Origin of the sequence: Mesorhizobium sp. YL-MeA3-2017, from assembly GCF_030814575.1 — a bacterium.
In the GTDB taxonomy this organism is placed as follows: domain Bacteria; phylum Pseudomonadota; class Alphaproteobacteria; order Rhizobiales; family Rhizobiaceae; genus Mesorhizobium; species Mesorhizobium terrae.
Window position 1 is genome coordinate 4,388,202 of sequence record NZ_JAUSVH010000001.1, and the last position, 14,296, is coordinate 4,402,497.

The following is a 14,296-nucleotide window of genomic DNA, read 5'->3' on the forward strand; positions in this document are numbered from 1 at the left end:
CGGTGCACTGTTTTGCTTTGAACACTGGCGGCGGTTCTTAAGATGCGCTAAGGCGCCTCACAAGGCATCGTCGAGCCGGATTTTGCCAAACAACTATGTAAGGTCGTGCCATGGTGAAGGTCATCGCCTCCTCCCTCCGCAAGGGCAACGTCGTCGATAAAGACGGCAAGCTCTATGTGATCCTGTCGGCGGAGAACATCCATCCCGGCAAGGGCACGCCTGTCACGCAGCTCGACATGCGCCGCATCTCCGACGGCGTGAAGGTGTCGGAACGCTATCGCACCACCGAGCAGGTCGAGCGCGCCTATGTCGAGGACCGCGAGCACACCTTCCTCTACCAGGACGGCGAAGGCTTCCATTTCATGAACCCGGAGACCTACGACCAGATCGCGGTCTCCGAAGACGTGGTCGGCGACGCGGCACCCTATCTGCAGGAAAACATGACGGCGACGGTGTCGGTGCACGAAGGCGTCGGCATCGCGCTTGTCCTGCCGCAGCGCGCCGTGTTCGAAGTGGTCGAGACCGAGCCGGTCACCAAGGGTCAGACGGCGTCGTCTTCCTATAAGCCTGCAATTCTCTCCAACGGCGTCAAGACCACCGTGCCGCCTCACATCGTCACCGGCACGCGGGTGGTGGTGATGACCACCGACGGCTCCTATGTCGAGCGCGCCAAGGACTGAGCGCGGCCGACACGAGCCCTACAGGCGGTGGTCTGCGCGTCGACGCAGGGCTGACGGCCAAGCGTCGTTCCTCTTTGCTGGATTTGCCCGCGTTCGCTTCAACCCCTGGTGGAAAGCGGCGCCGGGGGGCGCCGCGCAATCCTGCAGTCGCCATTTCGCTTGAGCGTTCCGGTAAGCCGACTTTTTTTGGGTGAATCCGGTTTGACTTGACCAAAGGCGTGATGCCGGCCTTAATTTAGGCTATAAGAATAAAGGGTTTGCAGGGCAGGGGCACTGCTTGGGGAGCGATTGGGGATCGGCTGGGCCGCGCATGGCGCGATCCGTGCACTGTGCTCGCATGAGGTGTGAGCGCGGCTTTGCGTGTGTCGGTTTGTGCCGGCGCCGCCGTCGGTTGCAGCCGTGCCGGTCGCATTCACAGTCCCATTTCATCTCCTCAATCACGTTAATCGACAAATCGTCAGCGCAGCCGGCATGGCAGCGCGGGCATGAGCGTGCGTTAGTAACGGGTGGGGGTACCCATGTCATATCGTCAGCCGCAAAAGGCACGTCAGGGTCGCGTGTTGCCGGCCAGGCCGAACGTAGCCAAGGCGGCGAAATCGAACCATGGGCCAGCGCTTGCGCTGAACTGGAAGCTGTTCTCCGCCATCCTGGCCTTTGGCATTGTCGCCGAGGCAGCGCCGCTTCGAGCCGCCCCCAATGACTGGCTCGGCACGTCCTCGGACTTCACCGACAATACCAATTGGAACGGCGGCACCGCGCCGGATGTGGGCTCCACGTCTATGGACGTCACGTTCGGTCCAGCGGCGGCAAACACAACGATCAATCTTGGCAATCCGGCGTCCGCTGGCAATCGCTCCGTCGGAGGTGTCACCTTCAGCGATCCCACTCGAGCCTATTCGATCGATATCTCGAACAGTTCCAATCTGGGTATCAACGGCAATGTCGTCAACGCCACCGGCCTGACGCAGACATTCACCGTCACCGGTGTGGCCTCGTCTCTCACGTTCAATGGCATCGATGCCGGGCAAAACGTTGTCTACCGGGCAGAGAGCAGCGGGAGCTTGCATCTGGATTCCACATCGGGGGCCGTCGGTGGCGCTGGCGCCAGGTTTGTCCTCGATGGTGGATCTCTGACCGTTGCCGGCTCTGGGTCGTTCTCGCTCGGATCACTTGAAGGCAGCGGCTCCGTCTCCAACACCGGTCCGTTCCCTGCCACTTTGAGCGTCGGTGCACTGGGCATCGGCTCTATTTTCGATGGACAGATCGCCAACTCTAGTGGGCTCGGTTTGGAGAAGATCGGCAGCGGAACACTGACCCTCAACAATGGCTCCAACAGCTACGCCGGCGGCACCACAATCCTTGGGGGAACGCTCAGCCTGGGAGCCACTGGTGCGTTGGGCACAAGCGCGGTAACTGCCTACAACGGCACCACCATCGATATTCAGAATAATGTCAACATCGCAAATACGCTGTTCTTCGACACGCGCATTGCGATGAATGTGTCCACCGGTACCGGAATCTACAGTGGCCGGATCGTCGATATCGGCGACGCTTCCGTGTTGGTCAAGACCGGTGCGGGAACCCTGGTCCTGGCCAATAACACCCCCGGGAGCGGTAACGTGATCTACGGTGGGCTTGAACTGCAGGCTGGTATCCTGCGATTTGACGACACGTCGGCAACCTCGACAGGCCAGGTCGTTTTCCTGGGCGGTTCCCTGCAGGCTGGCGCCAGCGGTACGCTGAACAACAACGGCTATTATTTCGGCGACAGCGGCGGCACCATCGACACCAATGGCTTCGATGTCACGCTGATCGGGTTGGTCGGGGATCAGGGCGCGAGAACAGGTCCTTTTACCAAGATCGGCGTCGGCACACTCACCTTGACCAACACGCTCAGCACCTATTCGCGGGCAACGCATCTCGTGGCCGGTACGCTCGCCGGTGGCGCAGCCAATGTCTTTGGCAACAATAGCGCCTTTACCATCGGCGCCCCGGCAATACTCGATCTTGGCGGCTACAATCAGTCCATCGGTTCCCTCTCGGGCAATGGCCTCGTCACCAACACCGGCGGCCCGGCCGCGATGCTGACGACGGGCGGCGACAACACGTCAACGACCTTCGCCGGCACCATCGAGGATGGCTCGCCGGCCGGCGTGGTCAGGCTTACCAAGACCGGCACCGGCACGCTGACGTTGACGGGTACGAATACCCATACCGGCGGCACGACGGTTGCGGATGGAGTAATCTCGGTCTCGAAAGACGCCAATCTGGGTGGTTTGGCCGGCGGTGTGACGATCACCAGCGCTTCGGCCTATGTGCCATCCACGGGGCTCGGCGCCGGATCGACACTGCAAACGACCAGCACGTTCACTAGCAATCACACGATCAACTTTGGTAACTTCGGCGGCCGCATCGATACGGCCACGGGCACGACGCTGACTTTGGCGGGCACCCTCACTGCCGGTGGCGGCGCAAATTTCGTCAAGCAGGGCGCAGGCACGCTTGTGCTGACCGGCGACAGCAGTGGCGGTTTCCTCGGCACGACGCGTGTCGACGGCGGCCTGTTGCGGATCGAGGCGGGCGGCCGGCTCGGCAGCGGTTCCGCGGCCGCCGGCTACATCTCGGATGGCGCCGCCGTGCAGGTGACGGGGCCTGGATCGAACTGGTCCACCTTTGGTCAGATCGTTGTCGGCGATCGTGGTTCAGGCACGATGTTGGTGGATTCGGGCGGCACGGTCAGCAGCGGCTTTAGCGGCATCATCGGGGCTGGCGGAGCGAGTTCCGTCACCATCACCGGCTCTGGCTCGCAGTGGGCGAGCGGCGGCACCGACTTCTTTGTCGGCCATTTCAACAGCGGCGCGCTGACCGTCGCGGACAGCGGGGCGTTGAGTGTCAGCGGCGGCACCGGCACGATCCATGCCGGCCTGTCGGCGAATGGAGCCGCAGGCACGATCAACATCGGTGCTGCGGAAGGTGCTGCCGCCCAGGCGGCCGGCCAGCTGCTTGCCGGCACCGTGGCGCTCGTCTCCAATGGCAGCAGCCTGGTCTTCAACCACACCGATCCGGCTTACACCTTCTCGCCCTCGATCACCGGCACAGGTTCGTTGCACCAGATCGCCGGCACCACCATCCTCACCGGCAACAACGACTATAGCGGCGACACCATCGTCGATGGCGGCAAGCTGGTTGCAGGAGCCGATACGGGATTTTCGGCCAATTCGGTGGCGTTCGTGAATTCCGGCGCCACGCTCAGCCTCGCCGACGGCGTCCATACCGATGTGCTGGGCCTCTTTGACGGTGCTTCCGGCGGTGGCGTGGTCAATATCGGTACCACGAATGACAATACAACGCTGTATGTTGGCGCAGCCGGCGCCGTCGACAGCGATTTCAGCGGCCAGATTACCGGTGCCGGTTCTCTGGAATTGGATCGCGGCTCACTCACGCTGAGAGGGGCGAGCAGCATCGGCGGCAACCTGCTGATCGCGCCCGACGCAACCGTGACCTTGACCGGGCCTGGCGCATCCTTCGATACCGCCGTTGGGGCGGGTCTCACCACCATGGGGGTTGCAACAGCCGGCTCGTTGAACGTGCTGGCAGGGGCGCACCTGTCGACCAGCAATCTCCTTGTTGGTGGCGCGTTTCTGGTCGACGGCATGAATACGAAAACGACTGTTTCGGGCTTCACCTTCGTCGGATTCATGGCCAATGCCGCTGCGATGACGGTCAGCGGCGGTGCGGTTGTGGATAGCCTAAGCGGGGCCCTTATCGAGAACCCGTTTGCTCCCGCGAGTGCCGTGGTTACCGGACCGGGCTCCACCTGGAATGTGTCGACCTTCCTCGGCGTCGGCCACTTGTTCGGTGGCGGCACGGGTTTGCTGACGGTTTCGGCGGGTGGCGCCGTCAATATCGCGGGCGACATGATTGTCGCCTCCGATCCCACTTCCACCGGATTGGGCCCGTCGCAGGTGGTGGTGACCGGCGCGGGATCCAGACTGACAACCAAAACGCTGATGATCGGTCTGCCGCCCTGCGGCTGCGGCGATTTCCTTCCCGGCGAGCTGATCGTGGCGGATGGAGGCTCCGTCGTCGTTACAACAGGCCCGGTCAAGATCGATCAAGGCTCGACGCTGTTCATTGGCAATGGTGGGAAATCCGGGTCGGTGATTGCGCCTTCCATCACCAATGACGGCGCCATTGTGGCTGATTTCACCGACACCGCGGTCATAGGCTTCCCGATTGAGGGGACCGGCTCGCTTGCCAAGTACAATTCCGGCACGCTGGTGCTGAATGGCGCCAACACCTATACCGGCGCCACGACGGTCCATGGCGGCAAACTGGTTGTCGGCGACGACACCCATCCCGGCGCCAGCCTGACCAGTGCGGTGACGGTGAGTGCGGGCGCATCGCTGGGCGGTATTGGAACCTTGGGTGGATTGGTAGTCGGCAGCGGTGGCACCGTCGCGCCTGGCAATTCGATCGGGACGTTGAACGTGGCGGGCAACATCGCCTTCGATCCGGGCTCGACCTACGCGGTCGAAACCAATGCGGCCGGTCAGTCCGATCGCATCGCGGTGACCGGCACGGCGACGCTTGCCGGCGGTACCGTCTCGATTTCGGGCCCGCTCCAGCTTGGCCATCGCTACACCATCCTGACCGCCGGTGGCGGCGTTGCCGGCACCTTCGCCGGCCTGTCGGCTGCTACCAGTTCTCCGTTCCTGGCACCGGCGCTGGCCTACGATCCGAATTCCGCCTATCTCGATGTCGTCCGCAGCGGGCTCGCCTTCGCCTCGGTCGGCCAGACGCCGAACCAGATCGCCACGGCTTCGGCGCTGGACGGCATGAGCCTGGACAATCCCCTGATCGGCGCCGTCGCATCGCTGTCTATCGATCAGGCTCGTTCCGCCTTCGATGGCCTGTCGGGTGAGGTGCATGCCTCGACGGTGACGGCATTGATCGAAGATAGCCGCCTGATACGCGCGGCGATGAATGACCGGCTCCGTTCTGCCTTCGAGACGGTTGGTGCCGCGCCGCTGCCTTTGATGGGTTATGACGAAGCGGCGGGCGGCAATGCCGCGCTGGAGGCGACGGCTTCGATCGCGTCGGCGAGTCCAGCGACAGCATCGGCTGCCGAACGTTACGGCGTCTGGGGTTCGGCCTTCGGTTCATGGGGCTGGACCGACAGCGATGGCAATGCGGCAAAGCTGTCGCGCTCGACCGGCGGTTTTGTCACCGGCATCGACGGCCTCGTCACCGACGACTGGCGGCTCGGTTTCCTTGCCGGCTACAGCCATTCTTCGTTCAAGGTGGATGACAGACGGTCATCTGCCTCCAGCGACAACTATCATCTCGGCGCCTATGGCGGCACGCAATGGGGTGCGCTCTCCTTGCGCTCCGGCCTTGCCTACACCTGGAGCGACATCGACAGCGGTCGATCCGTGTCTTTCCCCGGTTTCACCGACGCGCTGTCGTCCAGCTATCGTACCGGCACCACGCAGATCTTCGGCGAACTCGGTTATGGCATGAAGGCCGGCAATCTCGCCTTCGAGCCCTTCGCCAACCTGGCCTACGTCAATGTCCACACCAATGCCTTCACCGAGAAGGGCGGCGCGGCGGCGCTGACGGTCCGCAGCGGTTCCAGCGCTGTCACCTTTACCACCTTCGGCATTCGCGCATCTACCGACTTCGACCTCGGCGGCGTCAAGGCGACCGCGCGCGGCATGATCGGTTGGCGACACGGTTTCGGCGATGTCACGCCGACCGTCACCCAGGCTTTCACCGGCTCCAGCGCCTTCACCATCGCCGGCGTGCCGATCGCACGCGACAGCGCCGCACTCGAAGCCGGTCTCGACGTCGCGCTGACACCGACCGCTACGCTCGGCATCTCCTACCAGGGCCAGCTCGCCGCCGATGCCCGCGACCATGGGGTGAGGGCCGATTTGAACGTCAAGTTCTAGGGCGACGGCCGGTGATGACAACGCCCGCGTCGTCAGGCCGGCTCGGGCGTGATGTCATGTCCGCCCGCAATGCCCGTGGAGACCAGTGTTTCGAAATACTCGACCTTGATATCGAAGGATTTGAGCAGCTTCTGCGTGCTCGGCTTCACAACCGCGTCGTCAAAGTCGCCCTTTATGAAATGAGCAGCTGACGCCATATCTTCCCAAAAACTCATGACGACCAGTTCATTGTCGGTCCCTTTCACCTTGCGGGCCAGGGTGGCACCAAGATGGCCGGGCAATTCAGCCATCTCGACAAAGGTGGTTTTCTGGAGATGGTCCGCATAGACGGCCAACACCTCGTCCGAACCAGCGACGGCTCGCCAGAAACGAATGATCATCCGTTGTTTTCTCCTCGGTATGAACAAGGTCGCACCTTGAGAGAAGTCGCCCTCTCCCAGCCTCGTGACGATAGCTCAACGCTTCATGTCTCGCGAGCGATTGGTCGGGCGTCGGCTCCGATTTGGTCGCAGGTCTGCCTTCGTGCCTGTTTGCGAATGCGGGTGGCTGATTTTCTGCAAGGCGGCGAGGCGCCTGGTCATCAGGAAAGAGCATTATCCCGTGCGTTTTGGTGGGGCAGTCGTTTCCCGGATCACCAGCGGGCCGTCGATCTTGATCGTCATTGGCCTGAATTGTTTGTTGTGCGCCACCATATCGACGAGCACTTCCGTCGCACGCTGGCCCATTTCATAGTTCGGCAGCACCAGCGTCGACAGACGCGGATGGGTATAGCGCGCCAGTTCCTGGTCGTCGTAGCCCATGATGCTCAGTTCTTGCGGAACGTTGATGCCTTTCTCGTTGGCGGCCTCCAGCGCGCCCAGTGCCATCAGGTCGTTGCCGCAGAAAATGGCGGTCGGGGGATTGTCGGTCGACAGCAGGTCGCGGGTGTGGTGGTAGCCAGTCAGCGGCAACCAGTCGCCGCTGCGCACCAACGTCTCATCGAACGCGATGTCCACGGTTGCGAGCGCCTGCCGATAGCCCTTCAGGCGATCGACGGATGCGTCCATCCACGGCTCGCCATTGATGAAGCCGATGCGGCGGTGTCCAAGGCTGGTCAGATGCGCGGTCGCGGTGAACCCGCCGGCGACTTCGCCCGGCAAAATCGACATATGACGACGGGCTTCGGCGTAGCAGTTTAACAGCACGGTGGGGATGCCGTTGAGTGCAGGGGGCACCGTCACGCGCCGGGTGAAGATCGACGCATAGATCACGCCGACGATCGATTTGTCGCGCCGGATTGCTTCGACCGTCGCCGCCTCGAGCTCGGGGTTGGAGCGCGTCACATAGGCGGCAACCAGGAAATCCTGTTCGAAGGCGAAATCGCGAGCGCCGTCGAAGCTGACGACCGGGTGTGGACTGGTCGAAATCTCATCGACGATGAAGGCGATGGTGCGCGCGTCGCTGGCGGGCGCGATCTCACGCCTGATCCCCGGCAGTTGATAATTCACCTGCCTCGCCGCTTCGAGAACGCGTTGCCTAGTTTCCTGCGAGATGCGCGCGCCGGTCATCTGGTTGAGCACCAGGGACACGCTCGACTGCGACACGCCGGCGATGCGGGCGACATCCGTCATCGTCGGCCGCCCCTGGCGCTTTTCGGTGCCGTTATTCTGCGTCACGGCGCTGGCTTTCGATCTGGGTCCATAACCGTTCCCGCAGATGGCGATCATCGAGGAGTCGCGATGATCATACGCGCTAGATCTTAATGTTTTCAAGCGATGATCATAAATTTAGCAAGAATGATAATCTTATCATTGGTGACGGATATTGATCGCGACAGCTATGTCGCGATCGCCAAATTTGATTGTCGAGTCAGCTAATTGGCCGATTATTGGCTAAAGAATGGACCTTTTTGGTTCGAGCTGTGTCGCGCCCGCAGCGCTTTCCGAAACAGCGGCGCCACGCAATCTGGCCATTGACTGCTAATAAAATGATCGTAGGATAACTTGGTGATCCGCAAACCGCGCGTTTGCCCGGCTGGAGGAGCCGGCTGTTCAATTGGAGGAGCCTCTCATGTCACTGACCCGCCGCAGCTTTTTGTATGCAGCAAGCGCCGTTGGCGCGCTGACCCTGGTATCCGGCCTCGCCACGGCCGCGGAATTGCCGTCGCTCAAGAAGAAGGAAACCTACAAGGTCGGTTTCGCCCAGACCGAATCCAACAATCCTTGGCGTATCGCCCAGACCGAGAGCATGAAGGCCGAGGCGGCCAAACTCGGCTATCAGTTCGTCTACACGGATGCGGCCGGTTCCGCTGCCAAGCAGGTCGCCGACGTCAACTCGATGATCGCCCAGGGCGTCGACCTGATCTTCCTGGCGCCGCGCGAGGAGAAGCCGCTGATCCCGGCGGTGCTGGCAGCGAAGAAAGCCGGCATCCCCGTCATCCTTCTGGACCGTAGCGTCGACCCGAAACTGGCGACCGCTGGCAAGGACTACGTCACCTTCATCGGCTCGGACTTCGTCGAGGAGGGCAAGCGTGTTGCTGAATGGCTGGTCAAGAATGCCAATGGCAAGACCAAGATCATCGAGCTCGAAGGCACCACCGGGTCTTCGCCAGCCAACGACCGCAAGAAGGGTTTCGATGACGCGATCAAGGCTGCCGGCGGGTTCCAGATCGTCGCTTCACAGTCCGGTGACTTTTCTCGCGACAAGGGACGCCAGGTCGCCGAGGCGCTGCTTCAGGCGCATCCCGACGCCAATATTGTCTACGCCCACAACGACGAGATGGCGCTGGGTGCCATCGCGGCGCTTGAGGCCGCTGGCAAGAAGCCGGGCAAGGATGTGCTTGTCCTGTCGATCGACGGCGGCAAGGAAGCGGTAAAGGCGATCGCCGATGGCAAGATCGGCGCCGTGGTCGAGTGCAATCCGCGTTTCGGCCCGATCGCCTACAAAACGCTGAAGCGCTATGCCGCCGGCGACAAGATCGAGGCGTGGGTGAAGAACACCGACAAGTTCTACGACACGGCCAACGCTTCGGCCGAGGTTGGCAGCGCTTACTGATCGCATCCCAGGACTTGGCGGCCGGAGCGTCACGAGGACCGTTCCGGCCGCACTCTTTGGCCATGCCGCGACTGGGTGTAATGATCGTCGACAACGGGAGGGTTGCGATGCTGTTGTCGATGAAAGGCATCAACAAGAGCTTCGGCGATGTCCAGGTTCTGACGAACGCCGGGCTGGACATCGAGCCGGGCGAGATCATGGCCCTGATCGGCCAGAACGGCGCCGGCAAGTCCACATTGATCAAGATCTTGACGGGTGCGCATTCCTGCGATGCGGGCACCATACGGTTCCAGGGCAGGGACGTGCGCTTCGCCTCGACCGCCGAGAGCCAGGCGGCTGGCATCGCCACCATCTATCAGGAAATCAACCTGGCGCAGAACCGCACTGTGGCCGAGAACATCTTCCTGGCTCGCGAGCCGCGTCGTTTCGGCCTCGTCGATCGGGCCAGAATGCAGGCTGCGGCAAGGACCGTTCTCAGTCGGTTCAAGCTGGACATCGACGTGAACCGGCCGTTGCAGGATTTCGGCGCCGCCACTCGGCAGATGGTGGCAATCGCGCGCGGAGTCACCCAGAACGCAAGGCTTCTCATCCTCGACGAACCGACCTCCTCGCTGGACGAACAGGAGGTGGAGGTGCTGTTCGAAACGATGCGGACGCTCAAGGCAGACGGCGTTGCCGCCATCTTCATCAGCCACCGGCTGGATGAGCTTTACGCGATTTGCGACCGCGTCACCATCATGCGCGACGGCCGCACTGTCGCGGTTAGTCCGATGAAGGACATATCCAAGGTCGCGCTGGTCAAGACCATGCTGGGCAAGGAACTGGCCGCCTTCACAGCCAAGAAGCGGGCGCATGGCGATGGCGACGGTAACTCACTCGTCAATGTCAGCAATCTCGGCGCCGGCGTCAGGGTGCGCGACGTTTCGCTGGCGATCGGTAAGGGCGAAATCGCCGGCCTTGCCGGCCTTCTGGGGGCGGGCCGCACTGAAACCGCCAGGCTGATCTATGCCGCCGACCGCAAGGAGCGCGGGTCGGTAACCATGGCCGGCCGTGCGGCCGACTACGCCGCGCCCGCAGATGCGATCCGCGACGGCATGGGCTTCGTTTCCGAGGATCGCAAGGTCGAGGGCATCGTGCCCGAGATGAGCGTGCGCGAGAACATGACATTGGCGATCTTGCCAAGGCTGCAGAAGGCCGGCCTTGTCGACAGGGTTGCCCAGCGCGGCATCGTCGAGAAATATATCCAGGCACTCGGCATAAAATGCTCCTCGCCCGAGCAGCCAATTCGGGAACTCTCCGGCGGCAACCAGCAGAAGGTGCTTTTGGCCCGATGGCTGTGCATGGACCCGCGCCTGTTGATCGTCGACGAGCCGACGCGCGGCATCGACGTCGGCGCCAAGGCGGAGATCCTCAAATTGCTGCGCGGTCTTGCCGACGAAGGCCTGAGTGTCCTGATGATCTCGTCGGAACTCGAAGAGTTGATCGCGGCCGCCGACAGCGTCACTGTTCTCAGTGACGGCAAGTCGGTGCGACGGCTTGCGTCGGACGAGATCACCGAGGCCAATCTCATGTCAGCGATGGCTCATCAGGAGGTGACCGCTTGAGCGCGGCGGAAGGGGCCGCCAGCCGGCGCAAACTGCCTTTCAATCTTGCCTCTTGGTTGAGCCGTTATGGCACTTTCGTCGCTTTGATCCTGCTCATTGTCTTCAACGCCATCGCCACGCCGAACTTCTTGTCGCTGCAGACCTTCAACGTGAACCTGACCCAGGTGGCCACGATCGTCATCGTCGCGGTCGGCATGACGTTGGTGATCGCCACCGGCGGTATAGATCTTTCCGTCGGCTCGCTGATGGCGATCGCCGGCGCGCTCGCGCCGATGATTCTGCAGGGCACGATCGTGCCCACGGTCAACCCATTGCTTACGCTGCCTCTGGCGTTCATTCTGCCGCTCATCGTGGTGGCGATGCTGGGCTGGTTCAACGGCTTCCTCGTCACCCGCTATTCGATCCAGCCGATCGTGGCGACGCTGGTGTTGTTCACCGCCGGGCGAGGCATCGCCCAGGTCATGACCAACGGCAATCTCCAGGTGTTCAAGAACGACGCCTTCCAATTCGTTGCGCTCGGTTATGTGTTTGGAATTCCGACGCAGGTGCTGATCATGATCGTGGTGGTGGCCGCAGCCGCCTTCCTGGTCAAGAGAACCGCTCTCGGGCGGCAGATTCTCGCGGTCGGTGGCAACGAGAAGGCGGCGCGTCTCTCGGGCATTCCGGCGCAGCGGGTCAAGCGTCTCGTCTATCTCATCAGTGGTGTTCTGGCAGGCCTTGCCGGGTTGATCGTGGTGGCGCGCAATTCGGCCAGCGATGCCAATCTGGTCGGGCTCGGCATGGAACTCGACGCCATTGCCGCGGTCGCGGTCGGCGGCACGCTGTTGACGGGCGGCAGGGCGAACATTCTTGGCACTCTGCTCGGCGCCTGCGTCATCCAGCTCGTCCGCTACACGCTTCTCGCCAACGGCGTGCCCGATGCTGCCGCCCTTGTCGTCAAGGCGGCGCTCATCGTCGCCGCCGTCTACATCCAGCAAAGCGCGGGCCCCGGTCGGACATGACGCAGACACCTTCGAGCCAGACCATCCTGGAGGCATTTGTTCCGCGCTCCAATCTGCAGCTTGCCAGGTTATGCGTCATCACGGTGGTGGTCGCTCTGCTGATTTTCGGCGCGCTGCGCTACGACCACTTCCTGTCGAGCTACAACATCCTGTCCTTCCTGCGTTACAATTCCATGTTCATGCTGATTGCACTGGGCATGGCGCTGGTGATCATGACGGGTGGCATCGATCTCTCGGTCGGTGGCACGGCTGCCATGGCGAGTGTCGTCGCAGCGTTGTTGTCGCCCTATGGCTGGGCGGTCGGGCTCGCTGGCGGATTGCTCGCCGGCCTCGGCGTTGGAATGATCAACGGCCTTGTCGTGACGCGGCTGCGCATTCAACCCTTCATCGCCACGCTCGCTGCAATGCTGGCCAGTTATGGCACCGCATTGCTGCTGGCCGGCAATCAGTCGGTATCGGTTTCCTACGACACCGCTTTCACCTTGATCGGTCAGGACGATTTCCTTGGCTTTCCGATCCCGGCCTGGATCGCGATCGCTGCCTATGTCGCGGGTTGGGTCGCACTGGAGCGACACCCCGTCGGTCGCCGTATTCTGGCGATCGGCGACGGCGAAGCCACCGCGAAGCTGATGGGTTTGAAGGTGGAACGCACCCTGTTTGGCGTCTATGCCGCCTCCGGGCTTCTAGCGGGTCTCGCCGGCGTCATCCTGGCCGCCCAGTTCGGCGCCGGACAGCCCACCGAAGGTGTCGGCTGGGAGCTCTTTGCGATCTCCTCGGTCGTCGTCGGCGGCACCGTGCTTTCAGGCGGCGTCGGCTCCGTCGGGGCAACGATGGCGGGCGCGCTGCTGCTCGCCATGGTCTTCAACATTCTCAATTTCGAGAATGGGCTCGGCGTCATCTCCCTGTCGGCCTACTGGCAGTCGGTCATCCGTGGTGCGTTCCTGCTGGTCGTCGTTGTCCTGCAGGCAAAGCTCGCCAGCGCCAGGCAAAACCCCTAGCTTCCCGCGCAAGGCCCGGTTGCTGCGCGGGTCCGCACTAGATCGTTGGATAGTGGCAGGCGACCTTGCGGCCTGGCCGATGCTCTCTTGGCTCCGGTCGCTCCGTACGGCATCGGTCGGTGGCGATCGGACATCTGGGATGGAAACGGCAGCCGGATGGCGGATTGAGCGGACTTGGCACGTCGCCGGTCAGGATGATGCGCCGGCGCGTGCCGCTCGGCGTCGTCTCCACGACGGGAACGGCGGAAATCAGCGCCTGGCTGTAAGGATGAGCCGGTGCCGAAAAGACCTCTTCCGCCGGGCCTTCTTCCACGATCGAACCGAGATACATGACCGCGATGCGGGTCGAAACCTGTCGCACCACCGACAGGTCGTGTGCGATGAAGATGTAGGTAAGTTTCAACTTCTCCTGGAGATCGGCGAGCAGGTTGACGATCTGCGCCTGCACCGACACGTCAAGCGCCGAGACGGGTTCGTCGAGCACGACAAGGTCCGGGTTGAGCGCGATAGCACGCGCGATGCCGACACGCTGGCGCTGCCCGCCGGAAAATTCATGCGGATAGCGCATGACGTGATCCGGCAGCAGGCCGACAAGATCGAACAGTTCCGCCACGCGCTTGGCGATCTCGCCCGACGAAAGCTTGGTGTGGATGCGCAGCGGCTCCGCCACCAGGTCGCCGACGCGCCGACGCGGGTTGAGCGAGGCCGAAGGGTCCTGGAAGACCATTTGCAGACGCCGCCGCAGCGGCCTGAGTTCGCCCAGCGACTTCGAAGTGATGTCGTCGTCTTCGAACAGCAATTCGCCGTCGGTGATGTCATAGAGCCGGACCAGGCAACGCGCCAGCGTGGACTTGCCGCAGCCGGACTCACCGACCAGCCCGACGGTCTCCCCACGCCGGACCGTCAGCGAAACATTGTCCACCGCATGGACGGTTCGCTTGCCCTCGCTGGAAAAGCGGCTGCCGATCGAGAAACGTTTGCCGAGCGCGCGCGTTTCGAGAATTGGCCGGTCTTGGTCGGTCATCG

General features: G+C 62.6%; 9 protein-coding genes. 6 read left to right on the top strand and 3 right to left on the bottom strand.

Annotated features, from left to right (window positions below; translation table 11 throughout):
* Nucleotides 1-110: 110 nt before the first annotated feature.
* Both efp and QFZ88_RS20660 read left to right on the top strand, forming a co-directional pair.
* Entirely contained in the window at nucleotides 111-680 is a 570-nt protein-coding gene (gene efp / locus QFZ88_RS20655) for an elongation factor P (RefSeq protein ID WP_024922624.1), read from the top strand.
* A gap of 518 nt (nucleotides 681-1,198) precedes the next feature.
* The gene (locus QFZ88_RS20660; RefSeq protein WP_150978920.1) at nucleotides 1,199-6,634 is read left to right on the top strand and encodes an autotransporter domain-containing protein; all 5,436 of its coding nucleotides are present in this window, start codon (nucleotides 1,199-1,201) and stop codon (nucleotides 6,632-6,634) included.
* Between the two features lie 32 nt (nucleotides 6,635-6,666).
* On the opposite strand, the gene QFZ88_RS20665 is transcribed toward QFZ88_RS20660, so the two are convergent.
* Together QFZ88_RS20665 and QFZ88_RS20670 are read right to left on the bottom strand one after the other, a co-directional pair.
* Nucleotides 6,667-7,014 carry a hypothetical protein gene (locus tag QFZ88_RS20665; protein ID WP_024926438.1) on the bottom strand — a complete coding sequence of 116 codons (348 nt, stop codon included), beginning with the start codon at nucleotides 7,012-7,014 and terminating at the stop codon, nucleotides 6,667-6,669.
* A 213-nt stretch (nucleotides 7,015-7,227) separates the two neighbouring features.
* Nucleotides 7,228-8,340, bottom strand: a complete 1,113-nt coding sequence (locus QFZ88_RS20670; RefSeq protein ID WP_244431373.1) for a LacI family DNA-binding transcriptional regulator — start codon at nucleotides 8,338-8,340, stop codon at nucleotides 7,228-7,230.
* Nucleotides 8,341-8,683: 343 nt separating this feature from the next.
* On the opposite strand from QFZ88_RS20670, the gene QFZ88_RS20675 reads away from it, so the two are divergent.
* The 4 genes from QFZ88_RS20675 to QFZ88_RS20690 all read left to right on the top strand — a co-directional run bounded on the left by QFZ88_RS20675 (nucleotide 8,684) and on the right by QFZ88_RS20690 (nucleotide 13,270).
* Nucleotides 8,684-9,667 carry an ABC transporter substrate-binding protein gene (locus QFZ88_RS20675; protein WP_024926440.1) on the top strand — a complete coding sequence of 328 codons (984 nt, stop codon included), beginning with the start codon at nucleotides 8,684-8,686 and terminating at the stop codon, nucleotides 9,665-9,667.
* 107 nt (nucleotides 9,668-9,774) lie between these two features.
* Nucleotides 9,775-11,271 (top strand): sugar ABC transporter ATP-binding protein, encoded by a 1,497-nt coding sequence (locus QFZ88_RS20680; RefSeq protein WP_024926441.1) that lies wholly within the window; start codon nucleotides 9,775-9,777, stop codon nucleotides 11,269-11,271.
* A complete protein-coding gene (locus QFZ88_RS20685) occupies nucleotides 11,268-12,272 on the top strand; it encodes an ABC transporter permease (RefSeq protein ID WP_024926442.1) in 1,005 nt (334 codons plus the stop codon). The genes QFZ88_RS20680 and QFZ88_RS20685 overlap by 4 nt, the downstream gene beginning before the upstream one ends.
* On the top strand, nucleotides 12,269-13,270 hold the full coding sequence (locus QFZ88_RS20690; RefSeq protein ID WP_024926443.1) for an ABC transporter permease: 1,002 nt from the start codon (nucleotides 12,269-12,271) through the stop codon (nucleotides 13,268-13,270). The genes QFZ88_RS20685 and QFZ88_RS20690 overlap by 4 nt, the downstream gene beginning before the upstream one ends.
* Before the next feature lie 37 nt (nucleotides 13,271-13,307).
* Here QFZ88_RS20690 and QFZ88_RS20695 read toward each other — a convergent pair whose 3' ends face one another.
* Nucleotides 13,308-14,294 carry an ABC transporter ATP-binding protein gene (locus tag QFZ88_RS20695; protein WP_024926444.1) on the bottom strand — a complete coding sequence of 329 codons (987 nt, stop codon included), beginning with the start codon at nucleotides 14,292-14,294 and terminating at the stop codon, nucleotides 13,308-13,310.
* Nucleotides 14,295-14,296 lie beyond the last annotated feature (2 nt).

Excerpts from the sequence above, each read along its gene's own strand:
- efp (WP_024922624.1), top strand. The coding sequence starts at position 111 with ATGGTGAAGGTCATCGCCTCCTCCCTCCGCAAGGGCAACGTCGTCGAT.
- QFZ88_RS20660 (WP_150978920.1), top strand. The coding sequence starts at position 1,199 with ATGTCATATCGTCAGCCGCAAAAGGCACGTCAGGGTCGCGTGTTGCCG.
- QFZ88_RS20665 (WP_024926438.1), bottom strand. The coding sequence starts at position 7,014 with ATGATCATTCGTTTCTGGCGAGCCGTCGCTGGTTCGGACGAGGTGTTG.
- QFZ88_RS20670 (WP_244431373.1), bottom strand. The coding sequence starts at position 8,340 with ATGATCGCCATCTGCGGGAACGGTTATGGACCCAGATCGAAAGCCAGC.
- QFZ88_RS20675 (WP_024926440.1), top strand. The coding sequence starts at position 8,684 with ATGTCACTGACCCGCCGCAGCTTTTTGTATGCAGCAAGCGCCGTTGGC.
- QFZ88_RS20680 (WP_024926441.1), top strand. The coding sequence starts at position 9,775 with ATGCTGTTGTCGATGAAAGGCATCAACAAGAGCTTCGGCGATGTCCAG.
- QFZ88_RS20690 (WP_024926443.1), top strand. The coding sequence starts at position 12,269 with ATGACGCAGACACCTTCGAGCCAGACCATCCTGGAGGCATTTGTTCCG.
- QFZ88_RS20695 (WP_024926444.1), bottom strand. The coding sequence starts at position 14,294 with ATGACCGACCAAGACCGGCCAATTCTCGAAACGCGCGCGCTCGGCAAA.